The 25,838-nt window shown below is 36.4% G+C and carries 28 protein-coding genes and 1 tRNA gene; 17 read left to right on the plus strand and 12 right to left on the minus strand.

Translation table 11 applies throughout. From position 1 onward, the window contains the following. The first annotated feature begins 18 nt into the window (after positions 1–18). From OMO38_RS01705 to OMO38_RS01725, 5 genes are all read left to right on the plus strand, one after another. On the plus strand, positions 19–1,431 hold the full coding sequence (locus OMO38_RS01705; RefSeq protein WP_264748519.1) for an efflux transporter outer membrane subunit: 1,413 nt from the start codon (positions 19–21) through the stop codon (positions 1,429–1,431). Between the two features lie 130 nt (positions 1,432–1,561). Next, complete coding sequence (locus OMO38_RS01710; protein WP_264748520.1) at positions 1,562–2,056, plus strand: GNAT family N-acetyltransferase; 495 nt, start codon at positions 1,562–1,564, stop codon at positions 2,054–2,056. Continuing rightward, on the plus strand, positions 2,053–2,532 hold the full coding sequence (locus OMO38_RS01715) for a MarR family winged helix-turn-helix transcriptional regulator (RefSeq protein ID WP_264748521.1): 480 nt from the start codon (positions 2,053–2,055) through the stop codon (positions 2,530–2,532). The genes OMO38_RS01710 and OMO38_RS01715 overlap by 4 nt, the downstream gene beginning before the upstream one ends. A 154-nt stretch (positions 2,533–2,686) precedes the next feature. Continuing rightward, positions 2,687–2,760, plus strand: a tRNA-Ala gene (locus OMO38_RS01720). Positions 2,761–2,795: 35 nt separating this feature from the next. Beyond that, on the plus strand, positions 2,796–3,167 hold the full coding sequence (locus OMO38_RS01725; protein ID WP_264748522.1) for a hypothetical protein: 372 nt from the start codon (positions 2,796–2,798) through the stop codon (positions 3,165–3,167). Positions 3,168–3,280: 113 nt separating this feature from the next. Here OMO38_RS01725 and OMO38_RS01730 read toward each other — a convergent pair whose 3' ends face one another. Then, complete coding sequence (locus tag OMO38_RS01730; protein WP_264748523.1) at positions 3,281–3,931, minus strand: hypothetical protein; 651 nt, start codon at positions 3,929–3,931, stop codon at positions 3,281–3,283. A gap of 152 nt (positions 3,932–4,083) precedes the next feature. Here OMO38_RS01730 and OMO38_RS01735 point away from each other — a divergent pair, with 152 nt between their 5' ends. The 12 genes from OMO38_RS01735 to hisIE all read left to right on the plus strand — a co-directional run bounded on the left by OMO38_RS01735 (position 4,084) and on the right by hisIE (position 14,772). After that, positions 4,084–4,656 (plus strand): C40 family peptidase, encoded by a 573-nt coding sequence (locus tag OMO38_RS01735; RefSeq protein WP_264748524.1) that lies wholly within the window; start codon positions 4,084–4,086, stop codon positions 4,654–4,656. 131 nt (positions 4,657–4,787) lie between these two features. After that, a complete protein-coding gene (locus OMO38_RS01740) occupies positions 4,788–5,600 on the plus strand; it encodes a 2,3,4,5-tetrahydropyridine-2,6-dicarboxylate N-succinyltransferase (protein WP_264748525.1) in 813 nt (270 codons plus the stop codon). A gap of 10 nt (positions 5,601–5,610) precedes the next feature. Beyond that, the gene (locus tag OMO38_RS01745; protein WP_264748526.1) at positions 5,611–6,285 is read left to right on the plus strand and encodes a glycosyltransferase family 32 protein; all 675 of its coding nucleotides are present in this window, start codon (positions 5,611–5,613) and stop codon (positions 6,283–6,285) included. Then, positions 6,269–7,369, plus strand: coding sequence for a glycosyltransferase family 4 protein (locus OMO38_RS01750; RefSeq protein WP_264748527.1), 1,101 nt, complete (start codon positions 6,269–6,271; stop codon positions 7,367–7,369). The genes OMO38_RS01745 and OMO38_RS01750 overlap by 17 nt, the downstream gene beginning before the upstream one ends. 247 nt (positions 7,370–7,616) lie before the next feature. Then, positions 7,617–8,474, plus strand: a complete 858-nt coding sequence (gene hisG / locus OMO38_RS01755; RefSeq protein ID WP_264748528.1) for an ATP phosphoribosyltransferase — start codon at positions 7,617–7,619, stop codon at positions 8,472–8,474. Position 8,475: 1 nt separating this feature from the next. Further along, positions 8,476–9,750: a histidinol dehydrogenase gene (gene hisD / locus OMO38_RS01760; RefSeq protein ID WP_264748529.1), complete on the plus strand. Its 1,275-nt coding sequence runs from the start codon at positions 8,476–8,478 to the stop codon at positions 9,748–9,750. Positions 9,751–9,754: 4 nt separating this feature from the next. After that, complete coding sequence (hisC, locus tag OMO38_RS01765) at positions 9,755–10,780, plus strand: histidinol-phosphate transaminase (RefSeq protein ID WP_264748530.1); 1,026 nt, start codon at positions 9,755–9,757, stop codon at positions 10,778–10,780. Position 10,781: 1 nt separating this feature from the next. Further along, positions 10,782–11,876, plus strand: a complete 1,095-nt coding sequence (hisB, locus tag OMO38_RS01770; RefSeq protein WP_264748531.1) for a bifunctional histidinol-phosphatase/imidazoleglycerol-phosphate dehydratase HisB — start codon at positions 10,782–10,784, stop codon at positions 11,874–11,876. Next, positions 11,877–12,455 carry an imidazole glycerol phosphate synthase subunit HisH gene (gene hisH / locus OMO38_RS01775; RefSeq protein WP_264748532.1) on the plus strand — a complete coding sequence of 193 codons (579 nt, stop codon included), beginning with the start codon at positions 11,877–11,879 and terminating at the stop codon, positions 12,453–12,455. Positions 12,456–12,560: 105 nt separating this feature from the next. Then, positions 12,561–13,280: a 1-(5-phosphoribosyl)-5-[(5-phosphoribosylamino)methylideneamino]imidazole-4-carboxamide isomerase gene (gene hisA / locus OMO38_RS01780; RefSeq protein WP_264748533.1), complete on the plus strand. Its 720-nt coding sequence runs from the start codon at positions 12,561–12,563 to the stop codon at positions 13,278–13,280. A 155-nt stretch (positions 13,281–13,435) separates the two neighbouring features. Continuing rightward, entirely contained in the window at positions 13,436–14,188 is a 753-nt protein-coding gene (gene hisF / locus OMO38_RS01785; RefSeq protein ID WP_264748534.1) for an imidazole glycerol phosphate synthase subunit HisF, read from the plus strand. After that, on the plus strand, positions 14,185–14,772 hold the full coding sequence (gene hisIE, locus OMO38_RS01790; protein ID WP_264748535.1) for a bifunctional phosphoribosyl-AMP cyclohydrolase/phosphoribosyl-ATP diphosphatase HisIE: 588 nt from the start codon (positions 14,185–14,187) through the stop codon (positions 14,770–14,772). Before hisF ends, hisIE begins: the two co-directional genes overlap by 4 nt. A 42-nt stretch (positions 14,773–14,814) precedes the next feature. On the opposite strand, the gene OMO38_RS01795 is transcribed toward hisIE, so the two are convergent. The 11 genes from OMO38_RS01795 to OMO38_RS01845 form a co-directional block, all read right to left on the minus strand. Continuing rightward, complete coding sequence (locus tag OMO38_RS01795; RefSeq protein ID WP_264748536.1) at positions 14,815–15,741, minus strand: M28 family metallopeptidase; 927 nt, start codon at positions 15,739–15,741, stop codon at positions 14,815–14,817. 48 nt (positions 15,742–15,789) lie between these two features. Next, positions 15,790–16,962 (minus strand): M28 family peptidase, encoded by a 1,173-nt coding sequence (locus OMO38_RS01800; RefSeq protein WP_264748537.1) that lies wholly within the window; start codon positions 16,960–16,962, stop codon positions 15,790–15,792. 107 nt (positions 16,963–17,069) lie between these two features. Continuing rightward, entirely contained in the window at positions 17,070–17,414 is a 345-nt protein-coding gene (gene rplT / locus OMO38_RS01805) for a 50S ribosomal protein L20 (RefSeq protein WP_047444038.1), read from the minus strand. 117 nt (positions 17,415–17,531) lie between these two features. Then, complete coding sequence (gene rpmI, locus OMO38_RS01810; protein ID WP_047444039.1) at positions 17,532–17,729, minus strand: 50S ribosomal protein L35; 198 nt, start codon at positions 17,727–17,729, stop codon at positions 17,532–17,534. A 373-nt stretch (positions 17,730–18,102) separates the two neighbouring features. Further along, complete coding sequence (gene infC / locus OMO38_RS01815; RefSeq protein WP_047444040.1) at positions 18,103–18,603, minus strand: translation initiation factor IF-3; 501 nt, start codon at positions 18,601–18,603, stop codon at positions 18,103–18,105. A 186-nt stretch (positions 18,604–18,789) separates the two neighbouring features. After that, positions 18,790–20,709: a threonine--tRNA ligase gene (thrS, locus tag OMO38_RS01820; protein WP_264748538.1), complete on the minus strand. Its 1,920-nt coding sequence runs from the start codon at positions 20,707–20,709 to the stop codon at positions 18,790–18,792. 165 nt (positions 20,710–20,874) lie between these two features. Further along, on the minus strand, positions 20,875–21,057 hold the full coding sequence (locus OMO38_RS01825; protein ID WP_264748539.1) for a hypothetical protein: 183 nt from the start codon (positions 21,055–21,057) through the stop codon (positions 20,875–20,877). Between the two features lie 12 nt (positions 21,058–21,069). After that, positions 21,070–21,675, minus strand: coding sequence for a DUF4230 domain-containing protein (locus OMO38_RS01830; protein ID WP_264748540.1), 606 nt, complete (start codon positions 21,673–21,675; stop codon positions 21,070–21,072). Beyond that, complete coding sequence (locus OMO38_RS01835) at positions 21,672–22,244, minus strand: TlpA family protein disulfide reductase (protein ID WP_264748541.1); 573 nt, start codon at positions 22,242–22,244, stop codon at positions 21,672–21,674. The genes OMO38_RS01830 and OMO38_RS01835 overlap by 4 nt, the downstream gene beginning before the upstream one ends. 1 nt (position 22,245) lies before the next feature. Next, on the minus strand, positions 22,246–22,713 hold the full coding sequence (locus OMO38_RS01840) for a nucleoside triphosphate pyrophosphohydrolase family protein (RefSeq protein ID WP_264748542.1): 468 nt from the start codon (positions 22,711–22,713) through the stop codon (positions 22,246–22,248). Positions 22,714–22,898: 185 nt separating this feature from the next. Continuing rightward, positions 22,899–25,829, minus strand: a complete 2,931-nt coding sequence (locus OMO38_RS01845; protein ID WP_264748543.1) for a reprolysin-like metallopeptidase — start codon at positions 25,827–25,829, stop codon at positions 22,899–22,901. Between the last annotated feature and the right edge of the window lie 9 nt (positions 25,830–25,838).

The following is a 25,838-nucleotide window of genomic DNA, read 5'->3' on the forward strand; positions in this document are numbered from 1 at the left end:
ATCTTTAAGATTTAAATAATGAAAAATTTATCAATAATAAAAGGAACAGCTTTTTCAGTGCTTACCGCTTTGGTTATTACTTCTTGTCACGTAAGACAGGAGTATGAAAGACCTGCTGCGGTAGTAGATGAAAAACTCTTCCGGACAGATATGCTTCCTCAGGATAGCACGAGTACCGCAAATGTTTCATGGAAAGAAATATTTACTGATCCTGTCCTTCAGAAACATATTTCAAAAGCTTTAGAAAACAACTTAGATATAAGAATTGCTCTGCAGAATATCAGATCTGCAGAAGCGTACTTGAGACAGAGTAAAGCGGCATACCAACCAACGTTAACTGTTGGTCCTGGTTATACTTTTCAGACTCAGTCACTGAATACTCAGTTTGGACAGATCATTGGAGAAAGAAGATATGTCAATCAGTTTGACATTACAGGAAGCATCGCTTGGGAAGCTGACTTATGGGGGAAATTAAAAGCTCAGGAAAAAGCTCAGCTGGCTACATATTTAGGTAATGTTGCAGCACATCAGGCTGTGAAAAGTGATTTGGTTGCATCAATCGCATCAAGCTATTATCAGCTGTTGACTTTAGATGATCAGAAAAAAATTATTCAGGAAACAATAAAGATCCGTGAGAATAATCTTGAAACGACAAAGGCTTTAAAGGTTGCCGGAACGTTGACGGAAGTTGCAGTTCAACAAAGTCAGGCCTTGGTGTATAATGCGCAGTCGTTGCTAATCGATATCGATACTCAGATTCAGCAACTTGAAAATACCATGAGTCTGCTGATGGGAGAGCCATCACAATCAATAGAGAGATCGACTTTGGAAAGTCAGAGACTTCCGGAAAACTTTGCGTTAGGTTATCCTGCGAATTTATTGGCAAACCGTCCGGATGTGATGCAGGCTGAATTTAATCTGATGAATGCATTTGAACTCACCAATTCTGCAAAAGCACAGTTCTATCCGACATTAAAGCTGACGGGAAGCGGTGGATTACAATCCGTTGATATTGACCATTTGTTCAGTGTGAATTCGCTTTTTGCGAGTTTAATTGGAGGATTGGCTCAGCCTATTTTAAACAAAAGACAGATTAAGACTAATTACGAAGTTAGTTTGGCGAATAAAGAAACTGCTTACCTGAACTTTAGAAAAACGGTACTTACTGCAGGAAAAGAAGTTTCTGACGCAATCAGAGTATTTTCTGTACAGGACTCTTTTATAGCTTTAAAACAGAAAGAACTGGATTCTTATCAAAAATCAGTTGACTATTCTCAGGAATTGGTTAATTATGGTATGGCGAATTATCTTGAAGTTTTAAATGCAAGTGTAAACTCACTGAATGCAGAACTTAATATTTCGAATGCAGAATACAGTAAAATGAAAGCTGCAGTAGATTTATATAGAGCTTTAGGAGGTGGCTGGAAATAATTAAAATTATTAATATAAATTCTCTTTAAAACGTGTGCTGTCTTCAGTACACGTTTTATTTTAAATTAAAGTTAAATAATTATTTGTTTATACGTAGTTAACTACGTAGTTTTGTACTTAAATAAATGTTGTGGTAGAAATTCAGCCAATTGGCAATGCATATTCAGAATCAGTTATTGATTTAATTTTAAATATTCAGCAGAAGGAATTCAACGTTCCGATCACCATAGAAGACCAGCCGGACCTTTTAGAGATTGAAGATTTTTATTTGGCAAGTGGAGGAAACTTTTGGGGCGCCTTCATAAACGGTGAGCTTGCAGGAACGATCGCCTTAGTCAAGTTTGATGAAAAAGCAGGTGCGATACGGAAAATGTTTGTCAAAAGTGAATACAGAGGAAAAGAATACAGTATTGCACAAAAACTTTTAGAAAAGTTGATTTCTTACTGTAATGAAAATGGAATGACTGAAATTTACTTGGGCACTGTTTCGATCCTTAAAGCTGCATTACGGTTTTATGAAAGAAATCATTTTATCATTATTGAAAAAGAAAACCTGCCTGCTAAATTTCCTTTGATGAACGCTGATAATGTTTTCTGTTTTCTCAATTTAAAATCTAAGTTATGAATATCATCAACGAGTCAGGAATTTTAGCCTTGTCCACGAGATTACAGAGACTCAGTGAACAGCTGCGCAAAGACGGAGCTTTAATCTACAAAGAATTCGGAATCGATTTTGAACCAAAATGGTTTCCCGTAATTCTGACTTTACATCATAAAAAAACAGCGAGTGTTGTTGAGATTGCGAATGAAATAGGGTACAGTCATCCTTCTACCATCAGCCTGTTAAAAGAACTTGAAAAGCAACAGTTGATCATTTCTAAAAAAGATAAAAAAGATGAGCGTAAACGCCTTGTCGAACTTACAGAAAAGGGATTGGATTTAGTTGAAAAAATGCAGCCTGTCTGGAAACTGATGTCTGTAGTCTTGGGTGATATCTCAGACAGTAAGAATAATCTGCTGAATGCTATTGAGGAGGTGGAAGAAAATTTGTCAACGCAATCATTTATTCAGCGTGCAAAACAAATGATAAACAACAAATAGTCTTTTTAATTTTGTCATTTTCTTAAAGAATTTTCAAAAAATAGAAATTGTCTTTAGATTAAAGCTTTTTCTTAAATAAAATTTAACAAATTATTTGCAAATATGGTTTAATTACTTACTTTTGTACCGCTTCGTGTGAAAACACAAAGATCAAGGGGAATTAGCTCATCTGGCTAGAGCGTTAGACTGGCAGTCTAAAGGTGACGGGTTCGATCCCCGTATTCTCCACTGAAATAAAACTTTATCAAACCATATTAAAAGCTATGAAGAAACTTTTTTTACTTTTAGTGACCACATTTTCATTAATCGGATGTACCGCTGATGACGAAACAATCTATGATTATATCGGAACTTGGTCTGGAACATATACAGGAAGCGATAAAGGAGTGTGGAATTTTGTAGTGGCTGATAACGGTAATGTTACAGGAACCATGCATTCTGAAACAAATAACGAAAACTATAATATCTCTGGTCATCTGGATGATTCAGGACAGTTAACTGCAGATCTGGGACTGCCGGCTGACGGTCAGTTCACAGGTACTTTGACCCGTGATAAAAAAGGCGACGGAAACTGGACCAATGCAGTGCCTACACCTACAAGAAGCGGTGCCTGGACTGGCGAAAAAAATAAATAATTTTTACAATTAGAATAGGAAAAACCTGTAAACGATGTTTACAGGTTTTTTTTTGTTTTGTAGCGTTTTTGAGTTTGAAAAAATCTGAGCGACCGTAGAATGAATTCAATTATTTAAACAAATCCCATTTTGATAATCTGATCATCTTTTTTTAAGATCAAAAAATGAAATTTCAATTCGTCATCTGAAAAATGTTTTTGAAAAACATATTCAGCGAGAGGTTTTTCTATAGAAATCATTTCATTAAAATGTTCTGACTGATACTCCTCAAAATTAACAGATATCGTTTCCATAATAATGTCATCTACACTGATATTTTTATCTAAAACAGTACTGTAATCCCACAAACCTGCAGAAATCGATACACTATTACCAAGGGGCTGAACGTCACCAAACTGAAAGCTTTTGAGCATTTGAAATCCAGCTTCTGTACTAATTCCCTGCTTTACAGTTCTTTTTCCTTTTTCTGAAATAGCATCTAAATCCTTAATTTCTGTCATCAGCTTCGCAAACTTCTGATAGAGTAGGGGATCACTGCATTCTTTAATATAAGGTTCTAAACACTGCCTGAAAATTTTTCCAATTTTAGAACAATGACCAAACTCTGAACTGTTCTGCCGTACTTTCTCATATGATGGACTCTTCTTAAAAGCATTCTTATTAAAACCGCTCTTCTTCCTAACCACATTTTTACCATTCAGATTGTAAAAAACCAAATCTCCTACAGTACCGTTAAGTTTAATGAGGCTTTCGTATGTTGCCATTCTCCTTTTTAAATTTCAAATATACTAATAAAATTTTTATTATATACCTTTATTACATATTTAAAGTATAGTTGTAGTATAGTTGTTATATATTTAAATTTTATTTTATATATTTGTTTACTATAATAAAATTGTCTTAAAATCAACACAGTATGAATTTCAGAATATTAAAGCTTCAGTCGTGTGTAAAAACGTTTGCGATTCTGGGTATTTCTGCATCTGTAGCCGTTTCATGTGGAAGTTCGAAGAGTGTTTCAAAGTCAAAAGGTTCGACCACGAAATCAACTGCTAAATCTGAAAATCTCAGAAAATTAGATTCTAAATTTGATGGATCAATCTCAGGATCAATGAAGAATATTCTGAAGGATGCGGAACGGTATTTAGGAGCCCCTTACAAATTTGGCGGAAATTCATCTTCAGGATTTGACTGTTCAGGATTAACCACTAAAGTCTTTGATGAAAACGGATTAAAATTACCCAGAAGATCAGCAGATCAGGCAAATACAGGGAAAAATATTGATGTCAAAGAAGCGAAACCGGGCGATCTCTTATTTTTTGCAACCGCAGGAGGAAGCAAAGTTTCTCACGTGGGAATTGTACATACTATTGAAAATGACGGCGAGGTGAAATTCATTCATGCATCCACTTCAAAAGGAGTGATCATTTCATCGCTTAACGAGAAATACTGGAACAAGGCCTATCTCCATACACAGAGGGTTCTGTAATGTTTTATTAATCATTTTCTTCTGTTATTATTCAAATAAATCATTTACTGAAAAGATCATTTTCAAAGGCTTTTGCACAACTTTTTTGTATATTTGGCGTCATAATTTATAAACAGATTTAAACTTAAAACATGTCGTTACAACAAACTATCGAAAATATTTGGGACAATAGAGATTTATTACAAAATGAAGACAGCAAATCCACTATCAGAGAAGTTATTGCTCTTTTAGATTCAGGAAAACTTCGTGTTGCTGAGCCTACAGAAAACGGATGGCAGGTGAATGAATGGGTGAAGAAAGCTGTAGTTATGTATTTCCCGATTCAAAAAATGGAAACTATTGAAGTAGGCCCTTTTGAATTTCACGATAAAATGCCTTTGAAAAGAAATTATGCTGAAAAAGGTGTAAGAGTTGTACCTCATGCCGTTGCCAGAGAAGGATCTTTTATTGCTTCAGGAGTTATTTTAATGCCTTCTTATGTAAATATCGGAGCTTACGTGGATTCAGGAACGATGGTTGATACCTGGGCAACAGTTGGAAGCTGCGCTCAGATCGGTAAAAACGTTCACTTAAGCGGTGGAGTTGGTATCGGTGGAGTTTTAGAACCACTCCAGGCAGCGCCGGTAATTATTGAGGATGACTGTTTTATCGGTTCAAGATGTATCGTTGTAGAGGGAGTTCATGTTGAAAAAGAAGCAGTTTTGGGAGCGAATGTTGTATTGACCGCTTCAACTAAAATTATCGATGTTACTGGAGACACACCTATTGAAATAAAAGGTAGAGTTCCTGCCCGTTCTGTGGTAATCCCGGGAAGCTATACCAAGCAATATCCTGCCGGAGAATATCAGGTTCCTTGTGCTTTGATTATTGGTCAGAGAAAAGAGTCTACAGATAAAAAAACATCTCTTAACGATGCTTTGAGAGAAAATAATGTAGCAGTCTAAACATTCTACAATGGCAATTCCTAAGCAAATATTCCAGACTTTTAAAACCAGTAAATTACCTTGGATTACAAGGTTTTACATTAAAAGAATGCTCAGAAAAAACCCTGAATATCAGTATCATTTTTATGATGATGAAAGAATTCAGAGTTTTTTTAAAGAAGAGTTTCCGCCGGAATATTTTAAAGCTTATAACAGATTAACTATCGGAGCGGCCAAAGCAGATTTTTTCAGATATGCCATTTTGTATAGAAAAGGTGGTGTTTATCTGGATGTAGACAGCGGAATCAATATCCCATTACGAAAGCTCATCCGTGAAGATGATGTGGCTTTGGTGACCGATGAAATTCCGCCAACTTATTACGTACAATGGGGTCTGGTTTATGAAGCCGGACACCCATTTTTACTGAGAACACTGGAGAATATATTGGAGAATATCAAAAATAATCCATATCCCCATAACGTTCATAAAACAACTGGTCCTACTGTTTATACAGACTCCATCAAGCAATGTCTTGCAGAAAATCCGGACATTCCGCATCGCTTTTTAGCGCCGCATTACGACAACAAGATGCAGTTTAAATATAAAATGGGTAAGTTTTTTCTGTACAGTGACAAATCCGAACATTGGAAGAGAAAACAAATGACTCAAAATATTATAAAACCTGAAAATGAAGATAGCATTTGATGCCAAACGTTTCTTTCACAATACATCCGGTCTGGGCAACTATTCCCGGGATTTGGTCAGGATTTTATCGCATTATTTTCCGGAAAACGAGTATTTTTTACTTAATAAAAACAAGTCTGAAAGAGGAAGTGAAATTGTAGAACAAAATAATGTTCATTTCATTGAATCTTCAAAAGGTAAATTTTCCCGTCAGTTTAAAATGGGAAAAGATGCACAGGCTCAGAACGCAGACATATTTCATGGGTTGTCAGGCGAATTGCCTCTAAAATGGGATAAATCTCCAATCAAAAAAGTGGTCACAATTCATGACCTGATTTTTATGAGATATCCGCAATATTATTCTTTTTTTGACCGCAAAATTCATTTCTGGAAGTTTAAAAAAGCGGCTGAATCGGCAGATAAAATTATTGCGATTTCTGAACAGACTAAGCAGGATATTATCAGTTATTTGAAAGTTCCCGAAGATAAAATCGAAGTGATTTATCAGGGCTGTCATCATACTTTCAAGGAAAATCAATCTGCAGAATTTATCCAAAAAACGAAAGAAAAATTCAATTTACCGGAAAGATTCATCTTAAATGTCGGAACAATTGAAGAAAGAAAAAACCTTTTAAATATCGTTCAAGCAATCGACAAAACGGAAATTCCTTTAGTCGTTGTCGGAAGAAAAACAAAATATTTCAAAAAAGTCCAGGGATTTATCAGAAAAAATAAAATGGAAAAACAAATCCATTTTTTGGAAGGCGTTTCGATGGACGAATTAGCAGTTATTTATAAGCTGGCCGATATTTTTGTTTATCCAAGTTTTTTTGAAGGCTTTGGAATTCCCGTGATTGAAGCATTATTTTCAAAAACGGTTGCAATTACCAGTAACATAAGCTGTCTTCCGGAAGCCGGAGGTCCCGATTCTGTATATATTGATCCAAAAAATCATCTCGACATTCAGGCGAAAATTAAGTTTCTGTGGGAAAATGAATCTGAGCGTAAACGCCGTGCTGATAAGGGTTTTGACTTTGTTCAAAAGTTTAATGACGAGCCGATTGCCAATGAGCTGATGAATCTTTATCAAAAAATTATGTCATAAATTTCTTGGAAGTTTAAAAATAAGTTCTACATTTGTACCACAATATTTCAAAAAAATGAAACCGAATTTCTCAACACTACATCATTATCATCATCTCAGCTAAGGCGGAAGTGATTGATATTTTGTGTTGAATTCATAAAAATAAATTAAAAACCGTCTGAGTAAGGACGGTTTTTTTGTTTCCATATTTCTGTGAAATTTCCATAAATCAACTTCATTTACTCAGACCAAAACTTATAAAAAAGTAATGAGTAAATTAAAAATTGCTATTCAGAAAAACGGTCGGTTGTATGAAGAATCGCTTCAGCTTCTTAAAGATTGCGGTATTTCTGTTAACAACGGCAAAGACCAGCTGAAGGTTTTGGTAGATAATTTTCCTTTGGAAATTATGTATCTCAGAAACTCCGATATTCCGCAATATCTCGAGGATGGAGTAGTTGACATCGCCATCGTTGGAGAAAATCTTTTGGAGGAAAAACAAAAGCAAAATGAAATTGTACAGAAATTAGGTTTCTCAAAATGCCGGGTTTCCCTGGCCATTCCAAAAGATATTGACAGCGATTCGCCACAGTATTTCCAGGGAAAGAAAATTGCCACATCTTATCCGAACACGCTTCAAAAATATTTAAACGATAATAATATTCAGGCCGATATTCACGTGATTTCAGGTTCTGTTGAAATTGCTCCCAACATTGGACTGGCTGACGGGATCTGTGATATCGTGAGCTCGGGAAGCACCTTATTTAAAAACGGACTGCGTGAAACGGTTACTCTTTTAAAGTCAGAAGCTGTGCTTGCTAAAAACATCAATCTGAATGATGCACAGGAAGAAATTCTAGAAAAACTACTTTTCCGAATCAAAGCGGTTTTAAAAGCGAAGAATTCAAAATACATTCTGATGAATGTTCCGAATGATCAAATTTCAGAAATCTCAAATGTACTTCCTGTTTTAAAAAGTCCGACGGTTATTCCGCTTGCTGAAAAGGGCTGGAGCAGTATCCACTCAGTCATTGATGAAGAAAGGTTTTGGGACGTCATCGATGAATTAAAACTGAAAGGTGCACAGGATATTTTAATCATTCCAATCGATAAAATGGTAATTTAAGATGAATATTTATAAAAATCCTAAACGGGAAACATGGTCTGAACTTACAAAAAGACCTGTTTTTAAAAAGCAGGAAATTGCTCAAACCATCAAAGAAATTTTCGCTGAAGTTGAGAAAAACGGTGATGAAGCGTTATTCCGTTACACAGAAAAATTCGACTCAGCAAAGATCGATCAGCTGCAGGTGACTGCAAAAGAAATCAGTGAAGCGAAAGATTTAATTTCAGAAGAATTAAAATCAGCGATTCAGACTGCTAAAGAAAATATTACGAAATTCCACGCTTCACAACTGGTTGAAACTGAAAAAATCGAAACAACGAAGGGTGTGATTTGCTGGAGACAAAACCGCGCTATTGAAAAGGTTGGAATTTATATTCCCGGCGGAACGGCTCCTCTGTTTTCTACCGTTTTAATGCTTGCCATTCCTGCTCAGTTAGCCGGTTGTCAGGAGATTATTCTGTGTACGCCTCCTGATAAAAAAGGGAATGTCAATCCGGCGATTCTGTATACAGCACAGCTTTGTGGAGTTTCAAAGATATTCAAAGTTGGCGGAGCGCAGGCAGTTGCGGCCATGACTTTTGGGACAGAAACCATTCCGAATGTGTACAAAATTTTTGGTCCCGGAAATCAGTTTGTCGTGGCGGCAAAAGATTTTGCTCAAGATTATGATGTGGCGATTGATATGCCTGCAGGACCGAGTGAAGTTTTGGTGATCGCTGATGAAAACGCTGTTCCTGAGTTTTGTGCGGCAGATTTACTGTCTCAGGCGGAGCATGGAAGCGACAGTCAGGTGATTTTTATTTCAACGGATTTGAAAGTTTTAAACGAAACCATTAATGAAGTTAAAAAACAGATCAAAGAACTTCCCAGAAACGAATTTGCACAGCAATCATTGAATAACAGCCATTTTGTTTTATTGGATTCTGTCGAAAAGGCTTTGGATTTCAGCAATCTGTACGCTCCGGAACATTTAATTTTAGCAGTTCAGGATTTCGAAAAATATATTGAACAAATTCAAAATGCAGGTTCAGTTTTTCTAGGAAATTATTCATGCGAAAGTGCCGGAGATTACGCCAGCGGCACCAATCACACACTTCCCACAAACGGTTTTGCGAAAAATTACAGCGGCGTTTCCTTAGACAGTTTTGTGAAAAAAATTACGTTTCAGAATTTATCTAAAGAAGGCCTGCAGAATTTAGGAAAAACGATTGAAATCATGGCGGAAGCAGAAGGTCTTCTCGCTCATAAAAATGCAGTATCCATAAGGTTAAAATAAGATAATGACAACAATAAATATTCAAAATTTAGTTAGAAAAAATATTTTGGAACTGAAACCATACATCAGTTTCAGAGATAACAGTCAGTTTGAAAATCCTTTGCTGATGGATGCCAACGAAAGTCCGTTTGGAGAATTCAACCGCTATCCGGATTCCACGCACAGAAATTTAAGAGAAAAAATTTCGGCTTTTAAAAATATTTCAGCCAATCAGATTGCAATTGGAAATGGAAGTGATGAACTGATCGATTTGATTATAAAAATCTTTTGCAAGCCTAAAAAAGATTCTGTGTTGGTAACGAATCCTTCATTTGCGATGTATGGATTTTATGCTTCAATCAATGAAAATGAAGTTTTGCAGCTCAACCTGAATGATAATTTCGAAATTGTAAAAGAAGAGTTTTTAAATATCATTAAAGAAAATCAACCAAAAATTTTATTTCTCTGTTCACCCAATAATCCAACCGGAAACTCAATTGATGATATTGAATTTTACATACAGAATTTTGATGGAATTGTTGTGGTTGACGAAGCTTATATTGAGTTTTCAGAACAGAAATCCTGTATTGAACTGATTAATGAATACCCAAATCTCATCGTGCTGCAGACGTTCTCCAAAGCATGGGGATTGGCCGGTGCGAGAGTTGGAACTGCATTTTCTATAGAAGAAATTATCAACCTGATTTATACTGTAAAATCACCTTACAATGTCAATGTTTTAAGCCAGAATTTAGTTTTGGAAAAATTAAATCAGGTCGAAAATTTTCAAAATAATTTAAATGACATTTTGAAAGAAAGAGATTGGCTGAAAAATCAACTTGAAGATTTAGAATGTATTTCAAAAGTATTTCCTACCGATGCTAATTTCTTTCTGATTGAATTTAAAAATGCGGAAAGAGTATATTCTACATTCATCGAATGTGAAATTCTGACCAGCAAAAGATTTCCTCAGATTCCCAACTGTATCCGAATTAATGTTGGAAGCAAAAAGGAAAATGAAAAACTAATCAACATTCTAAAAAATATTTAAAATGAAAAAAGTACTATTCATCGACCGCGACGGAACATTGATTTTGGAACCGCCAATAGATTTTCAGGTTGACTCTTTGGAAAAACTTGAATTTTATCCTGGAGTTTTTCAAAATTTAGCCAGAATTGTAAAGGAATTGGACTACGAACTGGTGATAGTGACCAACCAGGATGGTTTGGGAACGGAGAGTTTTCCTTTCGAAGATTTCATAAAACCACAGGAAAAGATGTTGAAAGCTTTTGAAAATGAAGGAATTATTTTCGACGATATCCTGATTGATAAAAGTTTCGGACATGAAAATTCTCCCAACCGAAAACCTGAAATCGGAATGTTGGGAAAATACATTTACGGCAATTATGATCTTGAAAATTCCTACGTTATCGGAGACCGTTTGACTGATGTTCAGCTGGCTAAAAATTTAGGTACAAAAAGTATTTTCATTAATGATTCCAAAAATAAAAATGCAGATTTAAGCACAAAAAGTTGGGCAGAAATCTATCAGTTTCTGAAACAGATTGCAAGAAAATCAAAAGTTTACAGAAAGACCAATGAGACTGAAATTGAAATTGAAGTTAATCTGGATGGAAGCGGAAATTCAGAAATTTCAACGGGTCTTCATTTTTTTGACCACATGCTCGAGCAGATTTCAAAGCATGGAAATTTAGATTTAAAAATTAAAGTCAACGGAGACTTACAGGTCGACGAACATCATACAGTTGAAGATACCGGAATTGTCTTTGGAGAAGCAGTATTACAGGCTTTAGGAAAGAAAAAAGGCATTGAAAGATATGGTTTTCTGCTTCCTATGGACGACTGTCTTTCGCAGGTTGCAATTGATTTTGGCGGACGGCCATGGTTGGTTTGGAATGCTGATTTCAAACGGGAAAAGATCGGGGATGTCCCGACGGAAATGTTTTACCACTTTTTCAAGTCGTTTACGGACGCTGCGAAATGCAATTTAAATATTAAATCTGAAGGGGAAAACGAACACCACAAGATAGAATCGATCTTTAAAGCTTTTGCGAAAGCTATTAAAATGGCTGTTAATCAGACGGATCAGAATTACAATTTACCCACAACAAAAGGAAGTTTATAAATGATTGCGATTATAAAATACAACGGCGGAAACGTAAATTCTGTGCAGAATGCTTTACAAAGACTAAACTTTGATTCAATTATTACAGATGATTTCCAACTGATAAAGAATGCTGAAAAAGTAATCTTTCCGGGAGTTGGCGAGGCTTCTTCGACCATGAAAGTCCTGAAAGAAAAAGGTTTGGATCAGTTAATTCCAGGTTTAACCCAGCCAGTTTTGGGAATTTGTCTCGGAATGCAGCTGATGTGTAAAAATAATGAAGAAGGAGATACCGTAGGAATGGGAATTTTTAATTGTAATGTCAGAAAGTTTCCTCCTCTTGACCTCGTTCCGCACATGGGTTGGAACAGCGTTTCGGATTTAAAATCTCCTCTGTTTTCAGAAATTTCGGATGAAAATGATCTGTATTTTGTCCATAGTTATTATTGTGAATTGTCAGAAAACACGACTTCAGTTTGTGATTATATTTTGCCGTTCAGTGCCAGCTTACAGAAAGATAATTTTTTCGCCACGCAGTTTCACCCAGAGAAATCGGGAAAATTTGGGAATCAATTGCTTCAGAACTTTTTAAAACTTTAATTCTGAAATCGCAATGACTGGAAATGGAAAATCCATGAAAAAAGGCGATTGCATTACCTGTTCCGACTATTCGGGATGCCTTATTAAAACAATGAAAATTTACATATGAAAATAATTCCTGCCATAGATATCATCGACGGAAAGTGTGTGCGACTGTCAAAAGGTGATTACAATACCAAAAAAATATACAATGAAAATCCGCTTGAAGCCGCCAAAGAATTTGAAAGTTTTGGAATACAGTTTCTCCATTTGGTGGATCTGGATGGCGCAAAATCAAAACATATAGTTAATCAAAAAGTGTTGGAAAAAATTGCGAAAGAAACTTCACTTCACATCGATTTTGGAGGCGGACTGAAAACTGAAAAGGATATTGAAACAGCATTTAATTCAGGAGCAAAACAAATTACGATTGGCAGCATCGCAGTTCAGAATCCTGAATTTTGTTTTCGATTGATTGAAAAATACGGAGGTGATAAAATAATTCTCGGAGCCGACTGTCAAAATAAAATAATAAAAACTTCCGGCTGGCTGGAGGATAGCGATCAGGATGTGATTGATTTTATTCTAAATTATCAGAAAAAAGGCATTCGAAATGTGATTTGTACCGACATTTTAAAAGACGGAATGCTGGAAGGTGCTTCCACAGAATTGTATCAGGAAATTTTAGAGAAAACATCAGTAAAATTAGTCGCAAGCGGTGGAATTTCATGTATTGAAGATGTTTTTCTGATGAAAAAAATCGGGTGTGCAGGAACAATAATCGGTAAGGCAATTTATGAAGGTAAAATTACTCTGAAAGAATTGCAGAAATTTATTGAAAACTAAATTTGGATTTCTTTAAACTAAATTCATTCAAGTCACTATAAAGTTTTTAGAAGAACACATCAGCTTGAAAACTTACATCAAAAAGTCCCAACGGGACGCTTAAACAAAGGATGGGATTAAATCCTATCAACATTAAACATGACAAATAAGAGAAAATGCTCAAAAAAAGAATAATCCCATGCCTCGACATCAAAGACGGAACCACCGTAAAAGGAGTGAACTTTGAAGGTCTCCGAAATGCCGGGAATCCAATTGATTTAGCCAAAAAATATGAAAGCGAGGGAGCTGACGAGCTGGTTTTTCTGGACATTACGGCAACTATAGAAGAACGAAAAACTTTCGTAGAATTAGTGAAAAATATTGCCAGAGAACTGAGCATTCCATTTACTGTAGGAGGCGGAATATCTTCCGTAGAAGACGTAAGAAAAATGTTGGAAGCCGGAGCGGATAAAATCAGCATCAATTCATCAGCAGTGAAAAATCCATATCTCATTTCTGAACTGGCAAAAGAGTTTGGAAGTCAGTGTATCGTTGTTGCGGTTGATACAAAATTTGTAAATGATGAAGACTGGGTTTTTATAAAAGGTGGAAGAGAAATGACTCCGCTGAAAACCTTAGATTGGGCAAAAAAAGTAGAGGAATTGGGAGCCGGCGAAATTCTATTAACCTCAATGAATGGTGACGGAACAAAAAACGGTTTTGACTTGAGACTGACGAAACTCATTTCAGCAAATGTAAATCTTCCTGTGATTGCTTCAGGTGGAGCAGGAAAAATTGGAGATTTTGAAGATGTTTTTAATCTTACAAAAGCAACCGGAGCTTTAGCCGCAAGCGTTTTCCATTTTGGGGAAATTGGAATTAATGAATTAAAAAACGAACTGAAAAACAGAAATATCAACGTACGATGAAAATAGATTTTAAAAAAACCAACGGACTGGTTCCGGTAATTATTCAGGACGTCAGAACTTTGCAGGTTCTGATGTTGGGCTATATGAACGAAGAAGCTTTTAACAAAACAAAAGACGAAGGTATAGTTACTTTTTTCAGCCGTTCAAAAAACAGATTATGGACAAAAGGCGAGGAGTCGGGGAACTTTTTAAAAGTAAAAAATATCCAGATCGATTGCGATCAGGATACGGTATTAATTAAAGTCATTCCAAAAAATACCGTTTGCCACACCGGAAGTTTCAGCTGTTTTGGTGAGAAAGAGTCCAAAGGTTTTCTGTATGAACTGGAAAGTAAAATAGCTCAGAGAATTGACGACAGAGTGGATGGATCTTACACGTATTCGCTGTTTCAGAAAGGAATTAATAAGGTGGCTCAGAAAGTGGGCGAGGAAGCTGTGGAATTGGTCATAGAAGCTAAGGATGACGATGCTGACTTATTCAAAAATGAAGCGGCTGATTTGCTGTATCACTTTCTAATCTTACTGAAAGCAAAAAATTTCACTTTAAATGAAATTGAAGAAATTCTGCTGGACAGAAATCAATAAAAAATCCTGCAGACATGCAGGTTCCCGTAAAGTATATTTAAATTATTTTTTCTCGTTGTCCACGGTTGATGCCTGTGCAAAATGTTGCAATGCGCCAAGGGTTGCTTTTCCGATATTGAAGACATACCGAACATCAGTATTGGCAAACGTATCATCTTTTGTATGCGGAAGGTCGCTTCTCAGATACTCGAAGAATCCTGTGATTACTTCACCTTTTTTCTCAAAAGAAATATAGTCGCTGTGTTCTGCAGGATCAATCTGAGCTTTAAGCGGAGAATACAGTGTTGTACATGCTATCAGTTCTTTTGTTGCCTGCTTTGATGCGGCGTTGTTTTTTGAACTTCCTCCCTGATCTTCGTCGCAGAAAACGGTGTCATTAAACATTCCTTTTTTGCCGCCGACCTGATCGAGATTCAATACCATTTTAACATCTATCTGTCTTATTTTTTTCTGGTAAACCACGTCGTCTACATAATGCTTACTGCCGTACAGTCCCTGCTCTTCACCAGAGAAATGTATAAATTTGATAGAATATTCTGTAGGAACATCCTTTAAAATTTTTGCGGCTTCAAGAATAATCGAAGTTCCACTGCCGTTATCGTTTACTCCCGGTCCGTTGATACTGTCGAAATGGCCGCAGATGATAATATACTGATCAGCATGAACAGTTCCTTTCTTCGTGATGATAAGATTTTTAGATTTAAGCTTACCTATGGAAAACGGATCTTCTGAAATTTCATCTTCAGAATATCCAAAAGAAAGATATTTATTTTTGATCCACAGCAGGGCGTTGTCATTTTCCTGAGAACCCGTTGTTTTAACTCCAAGCTTCTCAAATTCTTTTAAATTCGACGTAATATTTTCCAAATTCAATTGATCTACACGATCCTGATATGTTTGGATGAAACTTTGTGACTTAAGTTCTGTAGTAAGAATGCCTAAGAATAAAACGGCTAAAATCTTTTTCATATTTGTTGAAATAAATTTGAAATTATCTTATTTTTTTGATGATTAAATTTATTTTTTAATAATAATCTTCTTTGAAATTTTCTCATCATTGAGACTGATCGTCACCATATAATTTCCAGACTCAACACCTGAAATATTAATCTCATTCTTATTTTTAGATTCTAAAACCAACTTCCCTGTCATATCGGATATTTCAACATTGAAATCCTTACTGTACTTAGGCAATTCAATATTTAAAACATTTTTAGCAGGATTAGGATAAATTTTGACAGCTTCTAAAGTATTAACTTGATTTTCGTTGGTACTCAAATTAGCCGTACTCGCAACCGCAAAATGCTGAAGTGCACCTACCGCAGCCTTTCCAACATTATAAACGTACGTTGGATTTACATTGGCAAAAGTGTCATTTGTAGTATGCTCATTCATGCTCTGCGGAATTTCGTAGAAACCGGTAATTATATCTCCCTTCGCTTCAAACGGAATATAGTCTGAAGCATAAGTATTTGACATAACTGTTTGTAACGGAGAATAAAGCGTTGTACAATTTGCCAGCTGCTGTGTGAAAACTAAAGACTGCGCATTATTAGATGCTAATCCGCTCTGATCACTCTCACATTTAACAGCACTGTTCGGGTTTCCCAACTGTCCACCAACCTGATCAATATTAAAAACAACTTTCAGATTTAACTGACGGACGTTGTTCTGAAAAACTACATTGTTGACGTAATGTGTGCTCCCTTTCAAACCTTGCTCCTCACCGGAAAAATGGATAAACTTAATTGAATATTCAGTCGGAATATCTTTTAAAATTCTCGCAGCTTCCAGCAAAATAGAGGTTCCACTTCCGTTATCGCTGACTCCCGGACCTGTGATGGTATCGTAATGTCCGCAGATAATCACGTAGATGTTTGGATAAACGGTTCCTGTTTTTGTTATAATTAAATTCTTCGACGTCACATTTCCAAAAGTAAAAGTATCTTCTACGATCTGATTTGCATCGTAACCATAAGTCTGATATTTAGCCTTAAGCCAGTTCAATGTACTGGTGTTGGCTGGTGAACCGGTAGTTTTCACACCTAATGCTGCAAACTCCTGAAGAAGAGTAGTAATATTGGTTTGCGTAATCTGGTTGACTCTGTTTTGGTAAGCTTGAATAAAACTTTGAGCCTGCGCATTGTACATTGCTAAAGAAAGGAGTAGAAGAGTGGATAATTTTTTCACTGTAAACGTCAATTTTATACTTGGAAGTAATTTTAAACAAATGTAGATAATAAAAAAATCCCGAGCAAAAAACTCAGGATTTTATATTGATAACAAAAAATTTTACATTATTTTACTTGATCTACAACTGCTTTGAATGCTTCAGGATAGTTCATCGCTAAGTCAGCTAAAACTTTTCTGTTCAATTCAATGTTGTTCTTTTTAAGAGCTCCCATAAACTGAGAGTAAGACATTCCGTGCTCTCTAGCTCCTGCATTGATACGCATGATCCAAAGTGATCTGAAGTTTCTCTTTTTCTCTTTTCTTCCACGGTAAGCATATTGCATTGCTTTTTGTACCGCGTTTTTAGCAACAGTCCAAACGTTCTTTCTTCTACCGAAAAAACCTTTAGCTTGTTTCATTAATTTTTTTCTGCGAGCTCTAGAAGCTACGGCATTTACTGATCTTGGCATAATTTAAATTGTTTTTTTGAAAAGGGCGGTAAACTGTTTCATTACACTTATCTGCACCGTTTCAGGGTTAAAATGTTGAATTGTTATTCTTATAAACCGAAAAATGATTTATAAAAACTACTTAATTGCTAATTGACGTTTAACGCCTTTCTCATCCACTTTCGCAACATAAGAAGTAGTAGTAAGATTTCTCTTCTGCTTAGTTTCTTTTTTAGTTAAGATGTGGCTTTTGAAAGCATTTTTTCTTTTAATCTTACCAGTTCCGGTAAGTTTAAAACGCTTCTTAGCACCTGATTTCGTTTTTAATTTTGGCATTGTTTGCTTTTTTATGTTTTTGTTATCAATACTATTTTCAAGTGTAACAATATGTCAGTTTACCAGTGTGTCAATGACAAAATCAATTGTTACATTGTTAGACTTCTAGATTGTTACATTATTTGGGCGTGTCCCTTACTCGTTCATTCCGCTGCACTTCATTCTCTCATTCGGGTCAGGCTATCCATTTCAAGTCCTCGCGCCATTGCTTTGCCGGCTCCTGCTGTGGGCTTTCCATTTCTATCCTTCACGCAGATATTCGGTTTGCAAAATTACGAAAAATTATCATACAAAAAGAGACTTTCATTAGAAAATCTCTCAATGTATATTTCCGTAGGATAATGAGTCATAAACTCATCATCGTATTGTCAAATTATTTAGCTGGTTTTTTAGGACTCATCATCATAATCATTCTTTTACCTTCAAGTTTAGGAAGCTGATCTACTTTCCCAACGTGCTCTAATTCCTGAGCCAGTTTAAGAAGTAAAATTTCACCCTGATCTTTAAAGATAATAGAACGTCCTTTGAAAAATACGTAGGTTTTCAATTTTGAACCTTCTTCCAAAAACTTTTCAGCATGTTTTTTCTTAAAATCATAATCGTGCTCGTCAGTCTGAGGTCCGAAACGGATCTCCTTTACAACCACTTTGATTTGTTTTGCTTTAAGCTCTTTTGTTTTCTTCTTTTGCTCGTATAAAAACTTTTTATAGTCTAATATTCTTGCAATGAAAGGTTCAGCTTTGTCTGAAATCACGACCAAATCTAATTCCTGCTCTTTGGCAATTTGTCTCGCTTTGTCAATCGGGAAAATTCCCGCTTCTACGTTGTCGCCCACTAAACGAAGTTCTCTTACGCGAATCTTATCGTTTATCATGTGTAAGTCCTCCTGAGGTGGACGTCTTTGTGGGCCTCTGTTGTTAAATCGTTGTGCTATTGCTTTATAATTTTATTGGTTAATAACTAATTTTGAATTGAAAAATTTAATGATTAAAAATTTAAAAATTGCTTTTTGCAAATTAATCTCTAAATAAGTTTAATATTTAAATCATTAAATCTTCAACTATATTGTTGCTTCTTTTTTGAAGTATGCTGCGAATTCATCCATCGTCATCACTCCAAGATCGCCTTCTCCACGTCTACGTACAGAAATTGTGCCATCTCTTTCTTCATTTTCTCCTACCACAAGCATGAAAGGAATCTTTTTCAATTCCGCATCACGGATCTTTTTCCCTGTTTTTTCGTTTCGCTCGTCAATCAATCCGCTAATATCGTTAATTTCTAAAAATTCTGAAACTTTTTTAGCATAATCTACATATTTTTCGCTGATCGGCAATATCGTAAACTGATCCGGGCTCAACCACAATGGAAAATCTCCCGCAGTGTTTTCTAATAAGATGGCGATAAAACGCTCCATAGAACCAAACGGTGCTCTGTGAATCATTACCGGTCTGTGCTTCTCATTATCGCTTCCGATGTAAGTAAGGTCAAATCTTTCCGGTAAATTATAGTCTACCTGAATAGTTCCCAACTGCCACTTTCTACCTAAAGCATCTTTCACCATGAAATCTAATTTAGGACCGTAGAATGCAGCTTCGCCATATTCAATCACCGTTCTCAAACCTTTCTTTTCCGCAGCCTGAATGATTGCACTTTCTGCTTTCTCCCAATTCTCATCAGAACCGATATATTTTTGTTTGTTTTCAGGATCTCTCAACGAAACCTGAGTAACAAAATCTTCAAATCCTAAAGATTTAAAAACGTATAACGTTAAATCAATTACCTTTTCAAATTCCTCCAACAGCTGATCAGGAGTACAGAAAAGGTGAGCATCATCCTGAGTAAATCCGCGAACACGGGTTAAGCCGTGAAGCTCACCACTTTGCTCATATCGGTAAACAGTTCCGAATTCTGCATATCTTTTTGGCAAATCTCTGTAGCTCCATTGTGAAGTTTTATAAATCTCACAGTGATGCGGACAGTTCATTGGTTTCAGTAAAAATTCTTCTCCTTCGTTTGGAGTTTTAATCGGCTGGAAGCTGTCTTCACCATATTTATCCCAGTGACCAGAAGTTACATACAATTCTTTCGAACCGATGTGTGGAGACATTACAAACTCGTAACCTCCTTTTTTCTGAGCAGCAGAAAGGAAATTTTCTAATTTTTTTCTTAAAGCTGTACCTTTTGGTAACCAAAGTGGTAAACCTGCACCTACTTTTTCAGAAAAAGCAAAAATTCCTAATTCCTTACCTAATTTTCTGTGATCTCTTCTTTTAGCCTCTTCTAATAACTCAAGATATTCAGTCAGTTCTTTCTGTTTCGGGAAAGAAATTCCGTACACTCTGGTTAACTGAGGATTTTTTTCATTTCCTCTCCAGTAAGCACCTGCAGCATTCAGAATTTTCACTGCTTTCACAATTCCTGTATTTGGAATGTGACCACCACGACAAAGATCTGTGAAGTTATCGTGCGTTACAAAAGTGATTTCACCATCATTAAGATTAGAAATCAATTCCACTTTATAAGGATTGTCAGCATACGTTTCCAAAGCTTCAGCTTTAGAAACTGGGTATAGTGAGAACGTTGAAGCTTTTTTGGCGTTTTCTAAAACTTTCTTTTCAATTTTCTCAAAATCTTTTTCAGACAGAACTTCGTCACCGAAATCTACATCATAATAGAATCCGCTTTCAATTGCCGGGCCGATAGTTAATTGAGCATTAGGATAAAATTCAAGGATAGCCTGCGCCAAAAGGTGGGCAGAAGAATGCCAGAAGGCTTTCTTACCAAGATCATCATTCCACGTCAAAAGCTGTACCGTAGAATCTGTGGTAATAGGCGTGGTAACCTCGACTTGTGTGCCGTTTACAACTGCGGAAATGGTATTTCTAGCCAATCCCTCGCTTATAGATTTTGCCACATCCAACGGAGTGACTTCTCCCTCAAATTCTCTGACGCTATTGTCTGGAAGTGTAATTTTTATCATTGTTTACTAAGAAATTTTAAGTTGCAAAAATACGCATTTTTTACATCTTTATGAAATCGTAGCATGATAATTCACAAAAAATACAATTTATTTTAAATTTTGACGTTATGGAAATTTTCTACCGCAGATTTTTATTGATAAACCAGCAAAAAAAATACTAAGCTTTCACTTAGTATTATCTGTTTTACCTGATTTGTCTTCTGAAGATTTTTTAACATCTTCTTTATCTACATCTGGCGGATTCTGTTTTTTTGATGAAGCAGGAATATTTTGAAAATCCTCGTTTTGCTTCTTCGTCTCTGCAGAGTTTGCAGATTCATTCTTTTTGTTATCGTCTTTTGAGTCCATTGTTTTGAATTTTTAAAGTCCAAGAACACCGAGCTGTCCGGTTTTATCTTCTATGGTATAATTCAAAGCCTTTGCCAAAACAAATATATTATTCAAGTTTTCCATTAATTGTTGCTTACCTTCACTTCGGAGCTTATTTTGATCAATAGATTTTACAGCCGTCTGTTTTGCTTTTTCCTGTACATTTTTAATGTCCTTTTCAGAAATCCTGTTGATAAAAGAATCATCCATTGACTGAATTTCTACACTGGGGGTAATTCTTATGTCTGCATTGGGAAGTTCTGTAATAATCAGTTTTTTATTGACAGAATCTACCTCCATTTTCATTTTATTCAAATCATAGGAAACCTGTGCATTCGTCTTAGTATAGGTAATAATGCTGTTGCTTGTCATTTCCCGTCCAAAAAATTCGTATCCCATTTTGGTTTTCTGCATAGATGAGATATCCTGCTCCAAAACGACCATTTTATTCATTTTGGAAATTTGATTGGTTAAAATATAGTAATCAGACTTTTCGGTTTTCTCGCTGATATTAAAGCAAGATCTGAAACTGAAAAACAGAATCAGCATCAGAAGAATTCCTGCCGCGAATGGAAGAGCAAGTTTTAAATTTCTCAATTTTCTTTTTTAAATATTTCTTTAATTACCGACTGATCATCTTTCTTTAAAATTTCTACAAGATCTCTTTCGATGTATCCTGTGGTCGGCATTTCAATAATTCTTCCAATTTCCTTGCCATATTTTTCAACAATAATCGTTGGAACTTTGCTTACATTATACTTAGACTCGTCGCCAGTCGGAGATTCCTTCTTACGGTTTACTGCGATAATCGTCAGTCTACTGTCCGGAAACTTTACTTCCTGTAAAATTTTCATCAGTCGGGGAAAATCTCTATGACTGTCTTCACACCACGTTCCGATGAAAACAACCAGATTGTAAGAATTGATTTTGTTTTTCTTTAATTCTCCTACAGCTTTTTCATCTAAAGCATATTCGTTGAATTCTTTTGTATACCATTCCGCGTAAGGTTCTTTTAGAAACTGTTCTTTGAGCTGGTTTCCCAAAAGCATTTTGCCGTCATTCGTAGTTTCAACTTCACGATTCACCACAACTTTCTGAGCGTTAAATCCCTGAACCGCCAATGAAAGCATTGAAATTGCAAGTATTTTGGTAATAATTTTTTTCATCTTAATTTTCGATTATTGTTTTTAAATCGGCAGGGGAGTAGTATTTGTTTTTTAATACTTTATGATCTGCTTTTCTGTATACATTGAATTTTTTTCCGGATTTTTCGTAAAATGATTCAACATCTTTTGCTGCATAAAATTCAACCGTTTCATTTGCCTGGTCTTCATTATCACAGGCTTTAGACATATTTGAACGCTGAACTTCATTGAACAACTCAACAAATTTGTCACCTAATCCAAATTCTAAAACAGCACCGCTTAAAACATACTGCAAATCACATAATGCATCTGCAATTTCCACTAAATTTTTATCTTCAATCGCCTGTTTCAGCTCATTCAGTTCTTCCTGCAAAAGTTCAACTCTCAGATTACATCTTTCCTGAGAAGGAATCTGTGGAGCCTCCAGAATAGGAGCTTTAAACGTGGTGTGGAATTCTGCTACTTGGTTCAGGCTGTCAATTTTTTCCATGAAATTTTTAAATTTAAAGCAAATATAGTGATTTTAGGAAATTGGTGGAATGTTTGATGTAGGATGCGCGATGTTGGGTGCTATAAGGTAGAAGCTGGGAGCGATAATACTTATTACAGATTTTTTACTGCAAAAAAAAGACCGCCATTTTCAGGCAGTCTCTTGAGGTTTAATTGGTTAAATGGTTAATTTTTAATAAATCGTTTAGAGATTTCTCCAATCTGAATCGTGTAAGCACCAATAGTAAGGTTACTTACATTCACAGTACCTCTTTCGAGTTTTCCTGAATTAATTAGTTTTCCACCCATATCGAAAATTTTAAAATCCTCTGTCGCAGTATTTGAAATATTTAAAATATCTCTTACCGGGTTTGGATATAATTTAATATCTGTCATTAGATTTTCAACATTGAAATCTTCACCTCTTCCTGATGATACAATATTTAAAGTATAATCTTCAACCTGTCCGTACGTGTAAGATCCGCAAGATGATGATGGAACAGAATTATACTGCATCATCACACGCATTCTGGTGCTTCCCAGAGTTGCTGCTGACGGAATTGTAATGGATCCTGTAACTGGAGTAGTCTGGGAACCCGTTTTGGTCCACGCTAACTCTCCGCTGTCCGTGAAATCACCGTCTTTATTGTAATCAATGTAAACCGCATAAGCTTCATTATATTTAGTCGATGTCCATACCGGAGTAATGGAAATCGTATTGGCAGTTCCACGCGTTACATTGGTAGAAACAGAAGTGAAGTTTTCGTAACCTGCACTGCCTGTCGATGTATTATTAATGGTTCCGAATTTGACATTTCCAATTCTTTCATCCGAGGTGTTTGTGGCAGATGCCGAACAGTATGTAACAGTGCTTCCTGCAAGGGTAGTAACTGTCGCCGTATTACTTGCTGTTGAAATATTTCCGGCTGCATCTTTTGCCTTAACCGTGAAGCTGTATGTTGTTGAAGGATTCAGGCTGGTAACAGTGTATGTTGTCGATGCAGTATTTCCAATTAGCGATGAACCTTGATAAACATCATAGCCAGTGACACCGACAGCATCTGTTGCGCCACTCCACGAAAGATTGGTGTTTGTAGAAGTTGTACCTGAAGCCGAAAGAGTAGGAGCGGTAGGCGCAACTGTATCTGTACTTCCGGATCCTGCATTTACTGAGATGTTAGCGTTATTTACATCAAAGAAAATATGATTGCTTCCTTTCACCATAATTCTCCCTGTTGTTGTTGTCACATTCGGAATGACTACTGATTGTGAACCGTCATTCGGAGTTCCGGCCAGCAAAGTCGTCCACGTTGTCCCGGAATTTGTCGACCAGAGGATATCAACATTCGCTGCGTTTACACCGTTTGCCGTTGTTCCCGCAACATTCCAGGTTACATTCTGAGAACTTCCACCAGCATATGTTGTAGCTGTACCCTGAGATGTGATAATGTACGGTCCTGCGGTAGCATTTACCGTTACTTTAGCATCATCAGAATTATTTCCAGAACCTCCGGCTCTGTTATCACGAACCGTAAATCTGAAATTCAAAGTTCTAGCTACAGAAGAAAGTGCTTCAACATTAATTTCTGAACCTGCTGTGGTAGTCGCCCCCGTTAAAACCGATGCCATTCTTGGGAAATATCTTACGGGAATTGCCGTCGGCGTCCAGGATCTAAAAGTTGGTCCTGTAGTCTTCGTTGCACTTGCAGCAGAACTGGCTCCCGTTTGAGAAGACGAAGCATTGTCAACCTGCTCCCATATGTAAGTCAGCGAATCACCATTGGCATCAGTACCCGTTCCGGTCAACATAAACGGTGTACTTTTAGGAATGGTATAATCGAGACCTGCATCCGCGGTAGGAATTGAATTCCCGGTAGAAGTACTTACCGGACAGGTCTTAGCTTTAATATTATTTGTGATCTGCTGAATAGTGATCGCATGGAAAAAAGAATCTGAATGCGGCTGGATATCCTGAGCAGTAATTCCTGCATAGCCCATAATGGTTGAGCCTGAGCCAGGTTCCATATTTACACCGGTTCCTTCGTTGCTCATAGAGAAGGTATGATTTCCACCAAATTGATGTCCTAATTCATGAGCTACGTAATCAATATCGAAATTGTCTCCCGATGGAATTCCATCTGCAGGAGAGGTGTATCCGCTACCTTTCGAACCGTTTACACAAACACAACCGATACACCCAGCATTTCCGCCACCTCCCGAAGCACCGAATAAATGCCCTACATCATAATTGGCTTCACCAATGACCGAAGTTAAAGTTGATTGCAGTTGGGAATTCCAGTTGCTCATCTGTGCAGCCGCAGAATACGGATCAGAAGATGCACTGGTATAAATAACCGCATCATTATTGGCAATTAAAACCATTCTTGCAGCAAAATCTTTTTCGAAAACGCCGTTCACGCGCGTCATGGTGTTATTCATTGCCGCCAAAGCAAGTGCTTTTGTCCCTCCGAAGTAGGTGGTATATTCTCCGGTAGATGAAAGCGCCAAACGGAAAGTTCTCAGTTTAGCATCATCAGCATTGGGTCTTGCCGATAAATCAGTTGAACTGATTCCTTTTTGAGCGACGTCAATTACGGTACATTCAAATGTGCTTAAATTATCTTTCTTGTCGGACTTCTTATAAACTACGTATGACGAAAGATCCTTTGTATAAGGCTCGATGAAAACGGCAGATTTATCACCGTAAATCTCCATCGAAGATAATCCCAAAGGTGAAATACTGAAATACACTGTTGACGTAGGATCATCAAGACCTTCACCAACATAAGATTTGATGTCCGGATATTTTGCCGCCAGTTGAGGATCAAAGTTAGAATTCTCTTTTACTTTAAAGTTTTCCAGTTTTCCATCAGAATTTGGAAATGAAATAATGATCTGTGATTTTTCTCCCACAGCTAATCTTTTAGGAGCTCTGGCTAAAGCATTTTTGAGTCCATTCATATCCAGCTGATAAATTTTGGGATTGAGAATGTTTGTTTTGTTTTCTAAAACTTCAGAATTTGTTTTTGCAGAACCTTCAGACCATAGCCGATCAGTCTGAGCGAATGAAATGCCTGATAGAAAAAGCATTCCAATCACCAATAGTTGTTTTTTCATATAAATAAC

The organism is Chryseobacterium kimseyorum, assembly GCF_025971945.1.
GTDB classification, from domain to species: domain Bacteria; phylum Bacteroidota; class Bacteroidia; order Flavobacteriales; family Weeksellaceae; genus Chryseobacterium; species Chryseobacterium kimseyorum.